Below are 19,020 nucleotides of genomic sequence, written 5' to 3' on the forward strand. Positions count from 1 at the left end.
CGTAGCTAGCGCGGCTTGGTTGGAAGGCCCCAGGGGACCCGTTACCCCATCTACGGCGGCGAAACGCTCACCGCCCCATCGCCTGATAGATCAGAGTTTTCAGCGCGAGCTGGATCCGGCCGCGCTGCGAGGGCGTCTGCACCATGAAGATTCCGAACAGATCGTCTTCGGGATCGATGAAGAAGAAGGTGCCGCCGACGCCGTCCCAGCGATATTCGCCAATCGGCCAGGACGTGCCAGGCGGAACCGACTTGCGCACGGCGAAGCCGAGGCCGTAGCCGCTGGTGTCGCCAGGGTAAAAGTTCTTGTCGCGCTCGACGTGGGTTTCCGGGCCGACGTGATCCGACGCCATCGCGGCGATGGTTTCCGGCTTGAGATAGCGTCGGCCTTCATAGCTGCCGCCGCTCAGCAGCATCTGCGAGAAGCGCGCATAGTCGCCGACGGTGCCGACGAGGCCGCCGCCACCGGACTCCCACCGCAGCGGTTTCCTGATATCGCGAACCTTTGCCATCGGGCTGAGCGTGCGATCCTCCGGCATCGGCTCGGCGATGCGCGGCCACTTGGCGGGATCGGCGACAAAGAACGCGGTGTCCTTCATCCCGAGCGGATCGAGCAGCCGCTCCCTGGCGAACGCCAACAGCGATTTTCCCGAGATCACCTCGATGATGCGGCCAAGCACGTCGATCGAGAGGCCGTAGTCCCAGACCGTACCCGGCTGTTCGGCGAGCGGCAGCGTTGTGATCTTCGCGACGAGTTCGGCATTGGTCATCGCCTTGTTGTCGAACAGACCGGCATCGGCATAGAGCTTGTTGACCAGGTCGCCGCCGTAATAGCCGTAGGGAATCCCCGACGTATGGCGCATCAAATCCTCGATCGTGACCGCACGCTTGAGCGGCTCCAGATCCAGAGAGACCTTGTCGTCTTCGGCTTTCTTCTCGACGCCGACCTTCATGCCAGCAAAAGCCGGAATGTATTTCGAGACGGGATCGTCGAGGCGGAGCTTGCCCTCCTCGACCAGCATCATCGCCAGGACGCAGGTGACCGGCTTCGACATCGAATAGAGCCGGAAGATCGTGTCCGCGCTCATCGATAGCTGGGTCGCGACGTCACGGACGCCGAAATTCTCGTAATAGACCGGCTTGCCGTGCTGTTGCAGCAGGAGGATCGCGCCCGGAATCTTGCCGGTCGCGATCTCGTTCCTGATGTAGTCGGAGACTTTGGCGAGTCCATCAGGCGTGAAGCCGTGCGCGCGGCCCTCGGAGCCTGCCTGCGCACCGGCCACACCGAACAGGAGAACGAGCGCCGCGACGAACGCGCGGCGCCCGAACATGTCAGTTCTCCATGGCTTCATAGACCAGTTGCTTCAACGTCCGTTGGACGCGCTGCCGCTCGGTCGGGGTCTGTTCCAGCAACACAAAGAACATGTCCTGCTTGGGATCGATCACCAAATAGCAACCGCTGGCGCCGTCCCACTTCAATTCCCCGAGATCGCCGGGAGGCGGCGGCTTGGCATTACCGGGATCGGTGCGCACGGCAAACCCAAGACCGAAGCCGAAACCGTCGCCGGGAAAGTAAAAATAGTCGCGATCGACGCCGGAGTTCGGGCCGATCTGGTCGGTCGTCATCAGCTTGAACGTCTCGGGCTTGAGAATGGTCTTGCCGTCGAGACTGCCGCCGCTGACCAGCATCTGCGCAAATCGCGAAAAGTCCGCCATCGTCGAAACCATGCCGCCGCTGGCGGATTCCCATTTCTGGCGAACCTCAGTCCTGTACTCGCGGCCGACCCGGAAATTGCTGTCGTTCGGCAGCGGCTGGGCCAGCCGTTTCAGCCTCTCCGGTTCGGTGACGAAGAAGCCTGTATCGGTCATACCGAGCGGATCAAGCAGCTTTTCCTTCTCGAGTTCGAACAATGACTTTCCGGACGCAATCTCCATGATCCGCGCCAGAATGTCGGTGGAATGGCCGTACTGCCAGAGCGCGCCGGGTTGATTGTGCAGCGGCAGCTTGGCGATCCGCTCGGCGAACTCGGCGAGATCGAATTCGCCTGCGTAGATGTTGGCGGCGCGATAGGCTTGGCGCACGAGGCTGTCGCCATAGAAGCCGTAGGTAATGCCCGAGGTCTGGGTCATCAGATCCTTCACCGTCATCGGCCGAACCAGTGGTACCAGCTCGAGCGTCTTGCTGCCGTCCTCGGCCTTCTTCTCCTCACCGACCTTCACATTTGCAAAAGAGGGAATGTATTTCGAAACGGGATCGTCGAGCTTGATCTTTCCGTCCTGGATCAATTGCATCGCCACAACGGAGGTGATCACCTTGGTTAGCGACGACAGACGGAAGATCGTCTTGTCGGTGATCGGCGCCTTGCTGACCACGTCCTGCACGCCGAAGGCCTCGTGATAAACCGGCTTGCCGTGCTGCTTGATCAGAACAGTCGCGCCCGCGATCTTGCCTGTCGCGACCTCGTTCTTGAAGAACTCGCTCACCTTAGCGAGCTTGTCCTGATTGAAATGCGCGCCGGCGGGAATCTCGTAGGTGCCCTCCGCGCGCGCGAGCGACATCGTGCCAAACGAGACAAGCGCGCCGCAGACCAGCGCAAATTGTGCAAAACGTGAAATCATATCCCCTCCCCGGAACATGGCCGGCCGAAGTGTACTGGGCGCGTTGTCAGGCACAAGGGCTGCCGTGCCGTTCCAAAACGTTGGTGTGGAGGGCGGCGCTGGCCTCCGAAAAACAGCAGAATATGACCTGGCCGACCGAAGGCGCGGCTGGCAAGGCGTCAATGGTCGTATGGACCGCAATCTGCGCCGCCCGGTCGGCAGGAAATCGGAAAATGCCGGTCGAAATCGCGGGGAATGCCACCGAGGACAGCTTGTGCGTCCCGCACAGTTCCATCGAGCAACGATAGCAGGAGGTAAGCAGGTCGTCTTCACCCAGCCTACCGCCGTTCCAGACCGGTCCCACGGTGTGGATCACGTGCGCGGCCTTGAGCCGGTAGCCTTTGGTGATCTTCGCCTCGCCCGTCTTGCAGCCATGGAGCGTGCGACACTCGGCGACCAGGTCGGGCCCGGCCGCGCGATGGATCGCGCCATCGACGCCGCCTCCGCCAAGCAGAGACGAGTTGGCGGCGTTGACGATGGCGTCAACGCCAAGGCTCGTGATGTCAGCGACGATGATGTCGAGCTGGACGCCGCCGATCCGACGCGTCAGCGCCGTCACGGATCAGGCCGCGACGACGACGCCCTTCTCGGAGAAGAGCTGCTGCAATTCGCCGGCCTGGAACATCTCACGGACGATGTCGCAGCCGCCGACGAACTCACCCTTCACATAGAGCTGGGGGATGGTCGGCCAGTTCGAATAATCCTTGATGCCGTTACGGAGCTCGGCGGATTCGAGCACGTTGAGGCCCTTATAGCCGACGCCGATGTGGTCGAGAATCTGCACGACCTGGCCGGAGAAGCCGCACTGCGGAAATTGCGGCGTCCCCTTCATGAACAGAACCACGTCGTTCGACTTCACTTCGCTGTCGATGAATTCCGCGATGCTCATATCCGTGTCCTTCTGGGGCAGAGCCCTCACCTGTCAATCCGGGCCGGCTCAGCCGATCTAACCCGATACCTGTCTATATATGTAGCCCAAACCGTTGTGCATCCAAAGTAAAATGGCAAAGAGCGCTCCCTGGACATCAGGCCGAGGCGGCCACGGCGCCATTGCATGATGACACGAATATCATCACCGGGGAGGACTTTCATACCGTAACGGAGCGCCTATCTAGGACGAACCTCGGTTTTGGAACCCGGTCTCGCCAACAACGTTCTCTTCTGCTGCCTGGAGAAAAACGTGACGAAACAAGCCTCCGCTACGGCCAATCCCCCGCTTTCGTCACCATCGGCCGCCCCTGATGGCCTCGCACAGGGGCTTCAGACCGCGTTCCTGGCTGTTCGTACCGAGACTGAGCGGCGAGCCGCGCCGTTGTCGCCCGAAGACCAGCAGATCCAGTCCATGCCGGACGCAAGCCCGGCGAAATGGCATCGGGCCCATACCACCTGGTTCTGGGAGCAGTTTCTGCTCGGCGAGCACGCCCAGGGCTACCGACCCTTCCACCCCGACTTCGCCTTCCTGTTCAATTCCTATTACGTCAGCGCCGGCCCGCGGCACGCCCGCAATCATCGCGGCGACATCACGCGTCCCAGCGCCACCGAGGTCGGCGCTTATCGCAGCTATGTCGATGCGGCCATCGTCAGATTCTTCCGCGAGGCCTCCGAGGACAAGCTCCGCGAGATCGCGCCGCTGGTCGAGGTCGGGCTGAACCACGAGCAGCAGCATCAGGAGTTGATGTACACCGACATCCTGCACGCCTTCGCGCAGAACCCCGTCTATCCGGCTTACGACCGTGACTGGCGTTTTCCGGCCGAGACGCGCGCGGACGAGGACTGGATGACACTCAACGAAGGCATCCACACCGTCGGCCATGTCGACGATAGCTTTCATTTCGACAACGAGAAGCCGGCGCATCGCGCCCTTGTCGGTCCTGTCCGGATCGCACGCAATCTCGTCACCAACGGCGAATGGCTCGCCTTCATGCGCGACGGCGGCTATCGGCGGGCGACGCTGTGGCTGATGGACGGCTTTGCCGCGGCCAGCAAGGAAGACTGGCAGGCTCCGGGCCATTGGCGCGAGATCGACGGCCATTGGCACGTGATGACGCTTGCCGGCGTCAAGCCGGTCGATCCCGACGCGCCGGTCTGCCACATCAGCTATTACGAGGCCGATGCGTTTGCGCGCTGGGCCGGAAAGCATCTGCCGACCGAGATGGAATGGGAGGTCGCAGCGCGCGCAGGGCAGCTCAACGACGCCTTCGGCATCGTTTGGCAATGGACGCGTTCGTCGTATTCCCCCTACCCCGGCTATCGCGCCGTCGAAGGCGCGCTCGGCGAGTACAACGGCAAATTCATGGTCAACCAGCTGGTGCTGCGCGGCTCATCGCTGGCGACGCCCGATGGTCACAGCCGTGTCACATATCGCAACTTCTTCTATCCGCACCACCGCTGGCAGTTCACGGGGTTGCGGCTCGCTGACTATTTCTAGTTCTCATCCGACGACAAATACGCGCCGGACAGCGCGTTCAGGAGAGTATCATGAATGTGCACGCTAGCGCTTTGGCCGAAGCCCATCTCCCCGACGAACAGACCACCGCGTTCGCCCGCGAGGCGATCGAGGACCTTTCCCAGCAGCCGAAAAAGCTGTCGCCGAAATATTTCTACGACGCGGCGGGATCGGAACTGTTCGAGGCGATCACACGCTTGCCGGAATATTATCCGACGCGCACCGAGCTTGCGATCCTGAAGGAGCGCGGCAGCGAGATCGCAAAGATCATCCCTGAGAATGCGGCACTGGTCGAGTTCGGCGCGGGCTCCACCACGAAGGTTCGTCTGCTCTTGAACCAGTCCAAGTTTGCAGCCTATGTGCCCGTCGATATCTCCGGCGATTTCCTGCAGGCGCAGGCCAATGGCCTGAAGCGCGACTTTCCCTCGCTCGGGATCTATCCGGTGGCGGCCGACTTCACCACGCCGTTCGAGCTGCCCAAGGCGGTCGCGTCAATGCCGAAAGTCGGCTTCTTCCCGGGCTCGACCATCGGCAATTTCGAGCCGCATGAGGCGCAGGCGTTCCTGAGGAGTGCCCGCCAGATCCTCGGCAGGGGCGCGCAGATGATCATCGGCGCCGACCTCGAGAAGGAAGAGCGCCTGCTCCACGCCGCCTACAACGATGCTGCCGGCGTCACCGCGCGGTTCAATCTCAATGTGCTGGTGCGGATCAACCGCGAGCTCGGCGGCAATTTCGACCTCTCCGCCTTCACCCATGGCGCGATCTACAATCACGACCGGCATCGCATCGAGATGCACCTGATCAGCCGCAAGAGCCAGACCGTGCGCCTGCTCGGCACCAGCTTCTCGTTCCGGCCCGGCGAGAGCATTCACACCGAAAACAGCTACAAATACAGCCTCGAGCGCTTCGCCGCGCTGGCGCAAGGCGCCGGCTGGCGTGTGCGTGAAAGCTGGACGGACGCGGCGAAGATGTTCTCGGTGCATGCGCTGGAGGTGGCGGAGTAGAAGCGTCGGCGCCTCAACGCGCCGCGGCCTCCTCGCCCTTCGACCGCAGCGACATCGATTCCCACACTGCGACGACGATCATGATCACGCTCGTCGCCACCGACAGCCAGAGCGGCGAGAGATCGGCGGCGAACCACCATAGCGCCAGCAGCAGGACGATGCCGATGCCGTGGGAGAGCTGGAGGAAGCCGCGGATCGAATGCTTGAACAGGATGGTGCCGATTAGAAACACCAGCGGCCCGCCGATCGTGCTGACGATGGTGCGGACATCGGAATGGCCGGTGGGGTGCTTGAGCACCAGTTCGTCCGAGACCGCGGTCAGGATGATGCCGGCGACGATCGGCATGTGCAGATAGGTGTAGGCCAGCCGCGCCAGCCGGCCGGATTCGGCCGCTTTCGAAATCACCTCGGAGCCGGCTTCAGCGCCCTTATGGAAATAGACCCACCACATTGCGATGCTCCCGGCCAGGCACGCGACGAAAGCCAGAATGTTATCCGCGCTCCAATTCAGCTCGGCGAAGGTCGCGCCGTTGACGACGACGGCCTCGCCGAGTGCGATGATGATGAAGCCGGCGCAGCGCTCGGCCATGTGTCCGCCCTCGACAGCCCAGGCCTCGACCGACGAGAAGCCGAGCTTGGGGACCCAGAAGCGGACCGCGGGCGAGATGTATTCGATTGCGAGCGCCACAATCCAGAACCACAGCCGTTCCTGGCCGTGGGCGAGGCCGCCTGATATCCAGAACACCGCGGAGCCGCAGAGCCAGACCAGGATGCGAATCGCATTGTGCCGCACCGCTGTTCGGTGGCGCGGGGTCGCAAGCAGCCAGAAGGCGGTACGTCCGACCTGCATCGCCGCATAGGCAGTCGCGAACCAGAGGCCACGGCCGTCGAAGGCCGTCGAGATCGTGGTCGACAGCACGAGGCCGCCCAGCATCATCAGGAAGATGAGGATGCGGACCGGCGTCAGCTCGGGGTTGAGCCAGTTGGTGACCCAGGCGGTGTAGACCCACACCCACCACACCGCCAGGAACAGCAGCGTGACCTCGACCGCGCCTGATGGCGTGAAGTGGCTGAGCAGCGTGTGCGAGATCTGCGTGACCGCGAAGACGAAAACGAGGTCGAAGAACAGCTCGGCATTGGTGACGCGGCTGGGCTGGTTCGGCACGATGACGCGAAACATCGCACCGCGCGGATTGTCCGCAGCCATCAGCGTCCTCGTCGTGCGATCAGGTCAGGTGCAATCTATTCAAGCACTCGGTACGCCGGTTTGCAGCGCCAGCGCATGCAGCACGCCGCCCATCTGGCCCTGCAGGGACCGATAGACGATCTGGTGCTGCTGGACGCGGGACTTGCCGCGGAAGGATTCCGAGATCACGGTCGCGGCATAGTGGTCGCCATCGCCGGCGAGGTCGCGGATGGTCACCTCGGCATCGGGGATCGCTGCCTTGATCATCGCCTCGATATCGTGGGCGTCCATGGGCATTCTGGTCTTGCTCCTTGTGTCGGCATACTGCCTCGGCGTCGAATCGCGTGCCGGGGGTCCCCTCACCGGCACGACCAAACTTAGCGTGAACGGCCTTCTACGTCACGCCTTCAGGCACTATATCCCTGATCCCATCACGATAAAGGCACGACAAAGTGCCGCGCGCGACGGATCGATCGAAAAGGCGTGAAATCATGAAGCTTCCAGGTCCTGACCACCCCATCACCATCACCCAAAATCCCCGGCGCGTCCGTGTGACGGCGGGCGACATCGTGATCGCCGAGAGCACCAAGGCGCTGACGCTGAAGGAGGCCAGGTATCCGGCAGTGCAATATCTGCCGCGCGAAGATGCCAACATGGCGCTGCTGGAGCGCACCGAGCGCACCACCCATTGCCCCTATAAGGGCGACGCCAGCTATTACAGCATCAAGGCGGACGGCAAGACGCTCGACAACGCGATCTGGACCTACGAGACGCCCTTCCCCGCGATGACGGAGATCTCAGGCCATCTCGCCTTCTATCCGGACAAGGTGAAGATCGAGGAAGTGGGATAGAGCATCGCTTGCCCATCCATAGCCGCCGGGCATTGGAGGCGTCGTCGTCGCTCGCCTATGTTTCTGCCACGGATACAACGCGGCTGTGTTACGCCCTGAAGATCGTCAGTCCGAGTATCAACAGGACCAGGAAGATCACGACGAAGACATAGAACAGGAAGCGGGCGACATCGGCGGAGGCGGCCGAGAGGCCGGTGAAGCCGAGCACACCGGCGACGATCGAGATCAGCAGGAATATCAGTGCCCATTTCAGAATCGTCATCGCCAGCTCCGCAACATTGGTCACCGTAATCGGCGGCCTATCACCGTTTCGGGAACGCTAACCGCGTTGCGCGGAACTGGTTCCTAAGGCACGATGCAATGTTGTTGCGGCGCAAACTGCACTTGCGGAATTGGGTTCCCGGCGGCACGGTCCGGCCGGGATAAAACGCGACTGGGGCAACCATGACAACGATGTCACATACCGCGGCGGTCGGCGCTGAGGGGCTTGCCGAACCAAAGGCGAAGACGCGCAATTTATCGCTCGACCGCGCCCGCACCTTCCTGACACTGGTGGTGCTGCTGCATCACGCCGTCATTCCCTACACCCATTTCGGCCATACCGACCCGACCTCCTGGATCGGCTTCGACATGATCGTTCTGGCGACCGACAGCTTCTTCATGGCGATGTTCTTCTTCCTGTCGGGACTGTTTGCGTGGTCGGGAATCGCCCGCAAGGGGCCCGCGAGCTATCTGGAGGACCGCGTCCGTCGGCTTGGCATTCCGTTCGTGATTTGCGCATTCACGGTCATTCCAGTCGCCTACTACGCTATCTCGCTACGGGATGATCCCGAGATCGGCTTTTCGCAGTTCTGGTGGACCACGATCACGAAAGGCCCATGGCCATCAGGACCGATCTGGTTCCTCTGGGTCTTGTTCGCCTTCGACCTGATCACGTGCCTTCTGTACCGGCTGCGCCCCAACCTGCTCGACCCTATCAATCGCCTCTCGGTGCGCGGGCGGCGCCGGCCTGCGGAATTCTTCGCCGTCATGCTGGCCGTCAGCGCCGCATTCTATGTCCCCGGGCTGATGTATTTCGGACCCAGCAACTGGTTCGAGTTCGGGCCGTTTTCGGTCCAGCATGGACGTGTGCTGCTCTATGCGACCTATTTCTTCTTCGGTGCCGGCATCGGCGTTGCGAGCATGGATCGCGGACTGCTCTCGGCTGAGGGCAGAATGGCGAAAGTGAGCTGGGAATGGTTGGTCCTGGCGATCGTGCCGTATTGCCTGCTCTGGGTGCTGATCTTCATCAAGCGCGAGATCCTGGGCAATCCGTCGCCGCTGCCGAATTGGTACGAAGGAACCTACGCCGCCTGCGTCACCGTCTTCAGCGTGGCCATCATGTTTCTGATCCTCGCCTTCTTCCAGAGGTTCAGGCAGTCAGGCTCGGCGAGGCTGCTCGATCCGATGCAGTCCGCCGCTTACGGCATGTTCCTGGTGCACTATCCGATCGCGCTGTGGCTGCAATACTGGCTGTTCGACTACAACTTGCCTGCCATCGTGAAGGCTTCCACCGTGTTCGTGCTGACGGTGCTGCTGAGCTGGGCCGCGACCGAGGCACTTCGCAAGATTCCCGGCGCGACGCGGGTATTGTAGGCACGCGCCCTGACCGGACTGTGGCGGCGGCTTACGCCGCCTTGCCGCCCATGTATTCCGGCAGCCAGCGCTCGAACGACTTGCGCAGCGCATCGATCGTAACAGGCGCCTCGCCCGCGATCGCAATCGCATCGCCGCCCGTGGTGCCGATGCGCACGCAGGGCACCTCACAGCCACGCATCTTGGCGAGCACGCGGCCAGCTTCGGTTTCAGGCACGGTGACGAGATAGCGCGCCTGGTCCTCACCGAACCAATAGGCCTGCGAGACCAGCGACGTCGGCGCTGCCAACAGCTTGGCGCCGATGCCACCAGCCATCGCCATCTCGGCGAGCGCGATCAAGAGGCCACCGTCGGATAGGTCATGCACCGCGGTCGCGGTGCCCGCATGGATCATGCCGCGCACGCAGTCACCGTTGCGCTTCTCCGCGGCCAGATCGACCGGCGGCGGCGCACCCTCCTCGCGACCGCAAATGTCGCGAAGATAAACGGACTGGCCGAGCCAGCCATGGGTTTCGCCGACCAGGAGGATCGCCTCGCCCTCGGCCTTGAAGGCGAGCGAAGCCGACTTGGTGAAATCGTCGAGCAGGCCGACGCCGCCGATCGAGGGCGTCGGCAGGATCGCGCGGCCGTTGGTCTCGTTGTAGAGCGAGACGTTGCCGGAGACGACCGGGAAGTCCAGCGTACGGCAGGCTTCCGAGATGCCCTTCAGGCAGCCGACGAACTGGCCCATGATCTCGGGCCGCTCAGGGTTGCCGAAGTTGAGATTGTCGGTGATCGCGAGCGGCTTGCCGCCGACCGCGGTGATGTTGCGCCAGGCTTCCGCCACCGCCTGCTTGCCGCCCTCGAACGGATCGGCTTCGCAATAGCGCGGCGTGACATCGACGGTGAGCGCGAGGCCCTTCGGCCCGTCCTGCACGCGCACGACGGCGGCATCGCCACCGGGGCGCTGCATGGTGTTGCCGAGGATGACGTGGTCGTACTGCTCCCAGACCCAGCGCTTGCTGCACATGTCGGGAGTGCCGATCAGCTTCTCGAGCGCGCTACCTACGCCCATCGGGGCCGGCACCTCGCGCGCGTGCACGACCGGCAGCGCGGCGGAGGGCACATGCGGGCGATCATAGAGCGGCGCCTCGTCGCCGAGCTCCTTGATCGGCAGATCGGCCATGACGTCGCCGCCATGCTTGACCACGAAGCGCTTGCTCGGCGTGGTGTAGCCGACCACGGCGAAGTCGAGGCCCCACTTCTTGAAGATCGCCTCGGCTTCCTTTTCCTTCTCGGGCTTGAGCACCATGAGCATGCGCTCCTGGCTCTCCGAGAGCATCATATCGTAGGCGCTCATGCCGGTCTCGCGGGTCGGCACCGCGTCGAGATCGAGATCGACGCCGAGATCGCCCTTGGCGCCCATCTCGACCGCCGAGCAGGTCAGGCCCGCCGCGCCCATGTCCTGGATCGCGATGACGCAGCCCTTCTCCATGATTTCGAGGCAGGCCTCGAGCAAGAGCTTCTCGGCGAAGGGATCGCCGACCTGCACGGTCGGGCGCTTCTCCTCGGACTTGTCGTCGAACTCGGCTGAGGCCATCGAGGCGCCGTGGATGCCGTCCCGGCCGGTCTTCGAGCCCAGATAGACGATCGGCATGTTCACGCCGGAGGCCGCCGCATAGAAGATCTTGTCGGCGTCGGCGAGACCGACCGCCATCGCGTTGACGAGGATGTTGCCGTCATAGCGGGTGTGGAATCGCACCTGGCCGCCGACCGTCGGCACGCCGAAGGAATTGCCATAGCCGCCGACACCGGCGACGACGCCGGAGACGAGGTGCCGCGTCCTCGCATGCTCGGGCGCGCCGAAGCTCAGCGCATTGAGGCAGGCAATTGGGCGCGCGCCCATGGTGAAGACGTCGCGCAAGATGCCGCCGACGCCTGTCGTCGCGCCCTGGTATGGCTCGATGTAGCTCGGGTGGTTGTGGCTCTCCATCTTGAAGACCACGGCCTGGCCGTCGCCGATGTCGATGACGCCGGCGTTCTCGCCGGGGCCCTGGATCACCCAGGGCGCCTTGGTCGGCAGCCCCTTTAGATGGATGCGCGAGGATTTGTACGAGCAGTGCTCGTTCCACATCGCCGAGAAGATGCCGAGCTCGGTGAAGGTCGGCTCCCGTCCGATCAGCTTCAGGATGCGCTCGTATTCGTCGGGCTTGAGCCCGTGGGCGGCAACCAGTTCGGGGGTGATCTTGGGTTCGTTCTTCATGGCTTCGGGGCTTTCGACGGCGTTTTGCCGTTCTTAGGAAGATCGGGGGCCTTCGAAAAGCCCTTTATGGCGCATTTTCCCGCTGTCCCACGTTTTGCGGGCAGGCGGTCACAGGAACAGCAATTGCACGATGTGGACGGATCGGATTTAAGGGCTAAAGACCCGCAATTGAAGGCCCATTTCCTTGCACGAATTGACCAAAATGCCCCCGCCCCGCCGCCCCGACCTCCACGTCGCCACCGAGGGCGAATTCGTGGGCTGGCGGACCTGGATCCGCGACAGCTTTGAAGCCCATGTCGGCCCGTTCTGGCACCAGATCGAGGCGGACGGCAGCGTCCGCTGCGCCTTTCGGGTCGAGAAGAAGCACCTCAACGGCTCCGGGAACGTCCATGGTGGCTGCTACATGGCCTTCGCCGATTATTCGCTGTTTGCGATCGCCACGCATGTTCTGGACAGCCGGGCGGTGACAACCAATTTTGCCTGCGAATTCCTCGACGCGGCCCGCGAGGACGAGCTGATCGAATGCACCGGTGAGGTCACCCGCGCCGGCGGCTCGCTGATCTTCCTGCGCGGCAAGATGATGTCGGGCGAACGAGTGCTGCTGACCTTCTCCGGTACGATCAAGCGGATGAAGCGGAAATCATTACCTCACCAGCCGAGCGCATAGCGCTCGCCTTGGCGCTTGGGAAAATCCTGCACGAACGCAGCGCTCGTGAGCGCCAACGCCGCAATCGCGGTGAGCGCACGCTTCACCGCGACAGAAATCACGCGGCCTTTTCCAGATGCGCGATCAGGCCTGCAAACAGGCCGCGGCCGTCGGTGCAGCCCATGATGTCTTCGACGTGGTTTTCCGGGTGCGGCATCATGCCGAGCACGTTGCCCTTGTCGTTGACGAGGCCCGCAATCGAATGCGCCGCGCCGTTGATGTTGTGGCTTTCGTCCACCACGCCATCGGCCGAGCAATAGCGATAGAGCACGCGCCCCTCGCCTTCGATGCGCTTGATGGTCTCTTCATCCGCCTCGTAATTGCCCTCGCCATGGGCGACGGGCACGCGGATGACCTGGCCGGCATTGTAGCCGCGGGTGAACGGCGTGTCGGAACGCTCGACGCGCAGATGCACGTCTTTGCAGATGAACTTCAGCCGCGCATTGCGCATCAGCACGCCCGGCAAGAGACCGGACTCGCAGAGGATCTGGAAGCCGTTGCAGACGCCGAGCACGAGGCCGCCCTTGGCCGCGTAGTCGCGCACCCCATCCATGACCGGCGCCCGCGCCGCTATCGCGCCACAACGCAGATAGTCGCCATAGGAGAAACCGCCGGGCACGACGACGAGGTCGGTGCCCGCAGGCAGCGACGTCTCGGCATGCCACACCATCGTGGGCTCATGGCCCGAGATCAGCTTCAACGCGCGCGCCATGTCGCGCTCGCGATTGATGCCGGGGAAGACGAGGATGGCGGCTTTCATGCTTCGGGTTCCGATGGTGATGGAATCGGGGCCGGCCCCACGGGCCAATTCGCTAGGAGACATAGCCATTTGACGGGGATTTTACCAGTGCTAGCCTTGCTGGCCGGCCTTGTACACAGGCCATAGAAACGGCACGTGCGCCCAACCAATTTGCCCGGGATGGAAGCCATGAATGTCCCGTCGCGGCCAACTTCACCCTCCGAACCGGTGCCCACCGAGGGGGTCGTCGCTGCCGGCGCCTATGTCGACGGACGGCGTGTCGCCAATATCGCCATCAGCGAAGCCTCGAGCTGGCGGGCCAAGCCCGGCCACGTGGTCTGGATCGGGCTGCACGAGCCCGACACGGCGCTGCTCGGCGACGTGCAGAAGCAGTTCGACCTGCACGACCTCGCCATCGAGGACGCCGACCACGCCCACCAGCGGCCGAAGATCGAGCAATACGGCGAAGCCCTGTTCATCGTGGCGCGCACCGCGCAATTGATCGAGGGTCGCATCGCCTTCGGCGAAACCCACATTTTCATCGGCGACGGCTATCTCGTCACCGTCCGGCACGGTGCCTCGACCTCCTACACTGCCGTGCGCGAGCGCTGCGAAAGCTGCCCGCGGGCGCTCGCCCGCGGCGAGGACTACATCCTCTATGCGATCCTCGATTTCATCGTCGACAACTACTCTCCGGTGCTCGAGAGCATTCATGAGGAGATCGAGGAGATCGAGGACTACGTGCTCTCGAACGCGATCACCAAGGCGCAGATCGAGCGACTCTACATGCTGCGCCGCGACCTCTTGCGACTGCGCAACGCGATCGGGCCTCTGGTCGAAGTCTGCCGCCGCCTGGAGCATGACGAGCTGTCGATGGTGCGGCCGACCATGCAGCCGCTGTTCCGCGACGTCACCGACCATGTCCGCAACATCCAGGAGCGCATCGATTCCATGCGCGAGGTGCTGGCCTTCGCGTTCGAAGCGAGCCTGCTGGTTGGGCAGGCGCAGGAGACGGCAGTGTCGAAGAAGCTCGCCTCGTGGCTGGCAATCCTTGCCGTTCCGACCGCGCTTGCCGGCATCTACGGCATGAACTTCAAGAACATGCCGGAGCTGCAATGGGAGTACGGCTATCCAGTCCTGCTGAGCGTGATGGCAATTTCATGCGGCGCGCTCTATTGGCGCTTCCGCCGCGCCGGGTGGCTGTGACACCCGGAGCGCGTTGGTGCGAGGACTAAACGATCTCGACCCGATAGTTCTCGATCACGGTGTTGGCCAGCAGCTTGTCGGCGGCGTCCTTCAACGCGGCTTCGGCCTTGGCCTTGTCGGCGCCGGCGAGCTCGATGTCGAACACCTTGCCCTGGCGAACGCTGGCGACGCCGTCGACGCCGAGCGACTTCAGCGCGCCTTCGATGGCCTTTCCTTGCGGATCGAGGATACCCGTCTTCAGGGTAACGGTAACACGTGCCTTCACGTCGATATTCCTCTTAGCTCTTCACCAGCACGGGACCCGTGCCCTGCGGGCGCTCGTTCTCCATGAGGATGCCGAGGCGCTTTGCCACTTCCGTGTAGGCCTCGAGCAGGCCACCGAGGTCACGGCGGAAACGGTCCTTGTCGAGCTTCTCGTTCGACTTGATATCCCACAGACGGCAAGAGTCCGGCGAGATCTCGTCGGCCACGATGATGCGCATCATCTCGTTCTCGAACAGGCGGCCGCACTCCATCTTGAAGTCGACGAGGCGGATGCCGATTCCGAGGAAGAGGCCGGTGAGGAAATCGTTGACGCGGATGGCGAGCGCCATGATGTCGTCGATCTCCTGGGGCGTGGCCCAGCCGAACGCGGTGATGTGCTCTTCCGACACCATGGGGTCATTGAGCTGGTCGTTCTTGTAATAGAACTCGATGATCGAACGGGGCAGCTGGGTGCCCTCCTCGATGCCGAGGCGCTGCGACAGCGAGCCGGCGGCAACGTTCCGCACCACCACTTCGAGCGGCACGATCTCGACCTCGCGAATCAACTGCTCGCGCATGTTGAGGCGGCGGATGAAGTGGGTCGGCACCCCGATGTCGTTGAGGTGCTGAAACAGGTACTCCGAGATCCGGTTGTTGAGGACACCCTTGCCCTCGATCACCTGATGCTTTTTCGCATTGAACGCGGTGGCGTCATCCTTGAAGTGCTGGATCAGGGTACCGGGCTCCGGACCTTCATACAGAACCTTTGCCTTGCCTTCATAAATGCGACGCCGACGGCTCATTGGGATGTACCGTGTTTTGTTGAAATCCATGTATTTGGTGTGCTCCGGTTACCAGGTTACGACCCACAGCGGAGCTGCCGTGAACGACCTGGAACCCCATCTGAAACCAAGAAAAACACCGAGGAAACAGAACGGGAACCAAGCCTTCAGGCAACCTATCCGATTGGCTGTCCCAGCACAATCGATCCGGCCCATCCGACGCTGACTTATACCGCCTTGCCTGCGGCTTTACGGCTCGTTGTTTCGCCGATCCTGCCCTCTATCTAGGCATGCGCGGGGGCCCTCGCAACGAGGGCCGCCAGGTCCAGCTCCCGGAGGAATCGGAAGACGAATGAGCGAATTCAACAAGCGCGAAGAAGGCTTTGAGAAGAAGTTTGCCCTCGACGAGGAGCAGAAATTCAGGGCGGAAGCCCGCCGCAACCGGCTGCTGGGGCTGTGGGCGGCCGAAAAGCTCGGAATCACGGGCGATGCCGCCACCGCCTACGCCAAGGAGGTGGTCGCGGCCGATTTCGAGGAGGCCGGCGACGGCGACGTCCTGCGCAAGCTCATGGCCGATTTCGCCGCCAGGAACGTTGACGTCACCGAGCAGGCGATTCGGGCCAAGATGAGCGAGCTGATTGCGGTCGCAGCGGCCGAGGTGAAGGCCGGGAAGTAGGCTTAACGGCGGGCGGCGGCCAAGCCATCGGCCGCCCGCCTCCCGGGCTTGCGGACGGCTCCTGGCGGTGCCAAATGGGCGGCATGTCACAGGATCACATTTCCAACGTCCTCGCCCAACGCTATGCCTCGCCCGCCATGCGCGCCATCTGGAGCGGCGAAGGCAAGGTCCGCCTCGAACGCGACTACTGGATCGCCGTGCTGAAGGCTCAGCGCGATCTCGGCATCCCGGTGCCCGATGGCGTGATCGAGGCCTATGAGCGCGTGAAGGACCAGGTCGACCTCGCCTCCATCATGCGGCGCGAGCGCATCACCCGCCACGACGTCAAGGCGCGAATCGAGGAGTTCTGCGATCTCGCCGGTCACGAGCACCTGCACAAGGGCATGACCAGCCGCGATCTCACCGAGAACGTCGAGCAGCTGCAGGTCTATCGCGGCCTCCAGCTGATCGAGACCAAGAGCATCGCCGCGCTGATTCGCTTTGCCAAGCACGCCAAGCAATTCCGCGACATGCCGTTCACCGCGCGCACGCACAACGTCGCCGCGCAGGTCACGACGCTCGGCAAGCGCATCGCCATGTCCGGCGAGGAGATGCTGGTGTCGCATCAGAGCCTGGTCAGCGTGCTCGACAGCTATCCCGCGCGCGGCCTGAAGGGCGCGGTCGGCACGCGGCTCGACCAGATCACCCTGTTCAACGGCGATGCCGGCAAGGCGCGCGCGCTCGAGCAGCGCATTCTGGTCCATCTCGGCCTGCCCAAGAGCTTCGATGCGGTCGGCCAGGTCTATCCGCGCAGCCTCGATTTCCGCGCCGTCAGCGTGCTGACCGAGCTTGCCAGCGGCCCCGGCAATTTCGCCAAGACGCTGCGCCTGATGGCGGGCCACGAGCTTGCCAGCGAAGGTTTTGCCAAGGGCCAGGTCGGCTCGTCCGCGATGCCGCACAAGATGAACAGCCGCTCCTGCGAGCGCATCAACGGCCTGCATGTCGTGCTGAAGGGCTATCTGGCGATGGCCGCCGGCCTTGCCGGCGATCAGTGGAACGAGGGCGACGTCTCCTGCTCGGTCGTGCGCCGCGTCATGCTGCCCGATGCCTTCCTCGCCATGGACGGCTTGCTCGAGACCCTGCTCTCCGTGCTCGACCAGATGGAGATCTTCGACGCCGTGGTCGCGACCGAGCTCAACCGCTATCTGCCGTTCCTGCTCACCACGACGGTGATGATGGAGGCAGTGAAGAAGGGCGCCGGCCGCGAAGGCGCGCATGAGGCAATTAAGGAGCACGCGGTCGCGGCTATCCGTGACCTGCGCACCGGCAAGATCGTGCAGAACGATCTGCTGAAGCGCCTCGCCGCTGACAAGCGTCTTGGCCTCAGCGAAGCCGAGCTCACCCAAGTGCTCGAACACGGCCGCGCCAATTCCGGCGATGCCGGCGCTCAGGTCGATTACTTCGCCGAGCAGGTCGACGCGCTGGCGAAGGCGAAGCCTGAAGCAGCCAGGTACACGCCGGGCGCGATCCTGTAAGGCGAATGGGGAGTAGCGAATAGCGAATGGAAGGCGTTTCCATTCGCTACTCGCAATTCGCTATTCGCCCTCTTTAAATCCATACTCCGGCACGTTGCCGCTGGCGCCGTAATATTTATACGGCAGGAATTTGCCTGACATGGTGATCTTGACGCGGTCGCCCTTCGGGTTGGGCAGGCGCTCCATCACCATGTCGAAGTCGATCGCCGACATGATGCCGTCGCCATACTCTTCCTCGATCAGCGCCTTCCACGCCGGACCGTTCACCATCACCAGTTCGTAGAAGCGATAGATCAATGGATCGGTCGGCGGCATCGGCATGCCGCGCATCGGCGTCTCGTTCAGCATTGCCGTTTCGGACTTGGAGAGGCCGAACAGCTCGGCAGCATTGGCAGCCTGCGGCTTGGTCAGCTTCATCTGGCCGAGAATTGCACCAACGATCAGCACCTCGGAATAGCCGCCGATTTTTTCGCAGATGTGTTTCCAGCTCCAGCCCTTCTCGCGCTTGATGTCGAGCAGCTTTTCGGTGAGGTCTTCGCGTTTCATGTCAGGATCTCCCTTGGTCAGGCACGTGACGGGCCTGCCGCTTTGGGAGGCACGAAACGTGCCAATAAATGAGGCTTATGGCTGCAAGGTTTCCGTAAACCGCCTGACCGCCTCCAGCACCGGCTGCTGATCGCCGGCAAAGAACCAGTGATCCTGACCGTCGAGCTCGACGAATTGCGCATCCTTGATCCGGCTCGCCACGTCACGGCCTGCCGCGATGCGCACGGCCTTGTCGCCCTTCCGGTGCAGCACCAGCGTCGGTACGGTGATTTGCGGCAGCAAGTGCCGCACGTCGGCATCCCGAAACGCCCCGAGCACGGCTGAGATGCCGCCGGGGCTGGAGGCCGCGCGCAGCAGCCCCGCCCACCAGGCCCGCGCCTGCGGATCACCGGCAAGGCTCGGTGCAAAGGCTTCGATCCCGACCGGACCGCCCCATTGAGCGACGAGATGCTTGCTCCAGGCATCGTACTGGCTGGCGCGCAGCGCGTGCGGATAGTCCTCCGCCCAGCAGCCCTTGGCCAGCGCGCCGAACAGAATGAGCCCGGCGACACGGCCGGGCTCGTCGACCGCGAACTTGACGCAGGCTG

Annotated in this window: 21 protein-coding genes; 8 read left to right on the forward strand and 13 right to left on the reverse strand. The window is 63.1% G+C overall.

The genetic code is table 11. The annotated features are described in order from the left end of the window. Positions 1-67 precede the first annotated feature (67 nt). Genes Q0687_RS13455 through grxD form a run of 4 tightly spaced genes read right to left on the reverse strand, consistent with a single transcriptional unit; the run spans position 68 to position 3,546 of the window. A complete protein-coding gene (locus Q0687_RS13455; RefSeq protein ID WP_298877350.1) occupies positions 68-1,330 on the reverse strand; it encodes a serine hydrolase domain-containing protein in 1,263 nt (420 codons plus the stop codon). Between the two features lies 1 nt (position 1,331). Continuing rightward, a complete protein-coding gene (locus tag Q0687_RS13460; RefSeq protein WP_298877352.1) occupies positions 1,332-2,618 on the reverse strand; it encodes a serine hydrolase domain-containing protein in 1,287 nt (428 codons plus the stop codon). A 46-nt stretch (positions 2,619-2,664) separates the two neighbouring features. Next, positions 2,665-3,216: an O-acetyl-ADP-ribose deacetylase gene (locus tag Q0687_RS13465; RefSeq protein ID WP_298877355.1), complete on the reverse strand. Its 552-nt coding sequence runs from the start codon at positions 3,214-3,216 to the stop codon at positions 2,665-2,667. 3 nt (positions 3,217-3,219) lie between these two features. After that, positions 3,220-3,546, reverse strand: a complete 327-nt coding sequence (gene grxD, locus Q0687_RS13470; protein WP_298877357.1) for a Grx4 family monothiol glutaredoxin — start codon at positions 3,544-3,546, stop codon at positions 3,220-3,222. 240 nt (positions 3,547-3,786) lie between these two features. Here grxD and egtB point away from each other — a divergent pair, with 240 nt between their 5' ends. Further along, entirely contained in the window at positions 3,787-5,085 is a 1,299-nt protein-coding gene (egtB, locus tag Q0687_RS13475; RefSeq protein WP_298877360.1) for an ergothioneine biosynthesis protein EgtB, read from the forward strand. Positions 5,086-5,135: 50 nt separating this feature from the next. Next, the gene (gene egtD / locus Q0687_RS13480) at positions 5,136-6,107 is read left to right on the forward strand and encodes an L-histidine N(alpha)-methyltransferase (RefSeq protein ID WP_298877363.1); all 972 of its coding nucleotides are present in this window, start codon (positions 5,136-5,138) and stop codon (positions 6,105-6,107) included. Between the two features lie 13 nt (positions 6,108-6,120). Here the strand turns inward: egtD and Q0687_RS13485 are convergent, their stop codons facing one another. Both Q0687_RS13485 and Q0687_RS13490 read right to left on the reverse strand, forming a co-directional pair. Next, positions 6,121-7,314, reverse strand: a complete 1,194-nt coding sequence (locus tag Q0687_RS13485; RefSeq protein ID WP_298877365.1) for a low temperature requirement protein A — start codon at positions 7,312-7,314, stop codon at positions 6,121-6,123. 39 nt (positions 7,315-7,353) lie between these two features. Next, complete coding sequence (locus tag Q0687_RS13490; RefSeq protein WP_057747323.1) at positions 7,354-7,590, reverse strand: BolA family transcriptional regulator; 237 nt, start codon at positions 7,588-7,590, stop codon at positions 7,354-7,356. 194 nt (positions 7,591-7,784) lie between these two features. Here Q0687_RS13490 and Q0687_RS13495 point away from each other — a divergent pair, with 194 nt between their 5' ends. Next, positions 7,785-8,144 (forward strand): DUF427 domain-containing protein, encoded by a 360-nt coding sequence (locus Q0687_RS13495; protein ID WP_298877371.1) that lies wholly within the window; start codon positions 7,785-7,787, stop codon positions 8,142-8,144. An 88-nt stretch (positions 8,145-8,232) separates the two neighbouring features. On the opposite strand, the gene Q0687_RS13500 is transcribed toward Q0687_RS13495, so the two are convergent. Then, positions 8,233-8,406 (reverse strand): DUF1328 domain-containing protein, encoded by a 174-nt coding sequence (locus Q0687_RS13500; protein ID WP_211388242.1) that lies wholly within the window; start codon positions 8,404-8,406, stop codon positions 8,233-8,235. 182 nt (positions 8,407-8,588) lie between these two features. On the opposite strand from Q0687_RS13500, the gene Q0687_RS13505 reads away from it, so the two are divergent. Further along, positions 8,589-9,779, forward strand: a complete 1,191-nt coding sequence (locus tag Q0687_RS13505; RefSeq protein WP_298877384.1) for an acyltransferase — start codon at positions 8,589-8,591, stop codon at positions 9,777-9,779. Between the two features lie 31 nt (positions 9,780-9,810). Here Q0687_RS13505 and purL read toward each other — a convergent pair whose 3' ends face one another. Continuing rightward, entirely contained in the window at positions 9,811-12,021 is a 2,211-nt protein-coding gene (purL, locus tag Q0687_RS13510; protein WP_298877387.1) for a phosphoribosylformylglycinamidine synthase subunit PurL, read from the reverse strand. A 184-nt stretch (positions 12,022-12,205) separates the two neighbouring features. Here purL and Q0687_RS13515 point away from each other — a divergent pair, with 184 nt between their 5' ends. Next, complete coding sequence (locus Q0687_RS13515; protein ID WP_298877389.1) at positions 12,206-12,688, forward strand: PaaI family thioesterase; 483 nt, start codon at positions 12,206-12,208, stop codon at positions 12,686-12,688. A 97-nt stretch (positions 12,689-12,785) separates the two neighbouring features. On the opposite strand, the gene purQ is transcribed toward Q0687_RS13515, so the two are convergent. Beyond that, on the reverse strand, positions 12,786-13,487 hold the full coding sequence (gene purQ, locus Q0687_RS13520; protein WP_298877392.1) for a phosphoribosylformylglycinamidine synthase subunit PurQ: 702 nt from the start codon (positions 13,485-13,487) through the stop codon (positions 12,786-12,788). A gap of 168 nt (positions 13,488-13,655) precedes the next feature. Between purQ and corA the strand changes: the two genes are divergently transcribed. After that, a complete protein-coding gene (gene corA / locus Q0687_RS13525) occupies positions 13,656-14,672 on the forward strand; it encodes a magnesium/cobalt transporter CorA (protein ID WP_298877393.1) in 1,017 nt (338 codons plus the stop codon). 25 nt (positions 14,673-14,697) lie between these two features. Here the strand turns inward: corA and purS are convergent, their stop codons facing one another. Together purS and purC are read right to left on the reverse strand one after the other, a co-directional pair. Then, complete coding sequence (purS, locus tag Q0687_RS13530; RefSeq protein WP_148773046.1) at positions 14,698-14,937, reverse strand: phosphoribosylformylglycinamidine synthase subunit PurS; 240 nt, start codon at positions 14,935-14,937, stop codon at positions 14,698-14,700. Positions 14,938-14,950: 13 nt separating this feature from the next. Continuing rightward, the gene (gene purC, locus Q0687_RS13535) at positions 14,951-15,718 is read right to left on the reverse strand and encodes a phosphoribosylaminoimidazolesuccinocarboxamide synthase (protein WP_172782948.1); all 768 of its coding nucleotides are present in this window, start codon (positions 15,716-15,718) and stop codon (positions 14,951-14,953) included. Positions 15,719-16,049: 331 nt separating this feature from the next. On the opposite strand from purC, the gene Q0687_RS13540 reads away from it, so the two are divergent. Together Q0687_RS13540 and purB are read left to right on the forward strand one after the other, a co-directional pair. Next, positions 16,050-16,373 (forward strand): DUF1476 domain-containing protein, encoded by a 324-nt coding sequence (locus Q0687_RS13540; RefSeq protein ID WP_298877406.1) that lies wholly within the window; start codon positions 16,050-16,052, stop codon positions 16,371-16,373. Positions 16,374-16,456: 83 nt separating this feature from the next. After that, entirely contained in the window at positions 16,457-17,887 is a 1,431-nt protein-coding gene (purB, locus tag Q0687_RS13545; protein WP_363323949.1) for an adenylosuccinate lyase, read from the forward strand. Positions 17,888-17,947: 60 nt separating this feature from the next. On the opposite strand, the gene cynS is transcribed toward purB, so the two are convergent. Further along, entirely contained in the window at positions 17,948-18,433 is a 486-nt protein-coding gene (cynS, locus tag Q0687_RS13550; protein ID WP_298877412.1) for a cyanase, read from the reverse strand. Between the two features lie 75 nt (positions 18,434-18,508). Next, positions 18,509-19,020, reverse strand: a 512-nt coding sequence (locus Q0687_RS13555; protein ID WP_298877414.1) for an alpha/beta hydrolase, incomplete at its 5' end; no start/stop codon positions are given.

The organism is uncultured Bradyrhizobium sp. (assembly GCF_936928535.1).
Classification (GTDB): domain Bacteria; phylum Pseudomonadota; class Alphaproteobacteria; order Rhizobiales; family Xanthobacteraceae; genus Bradyrhizobium.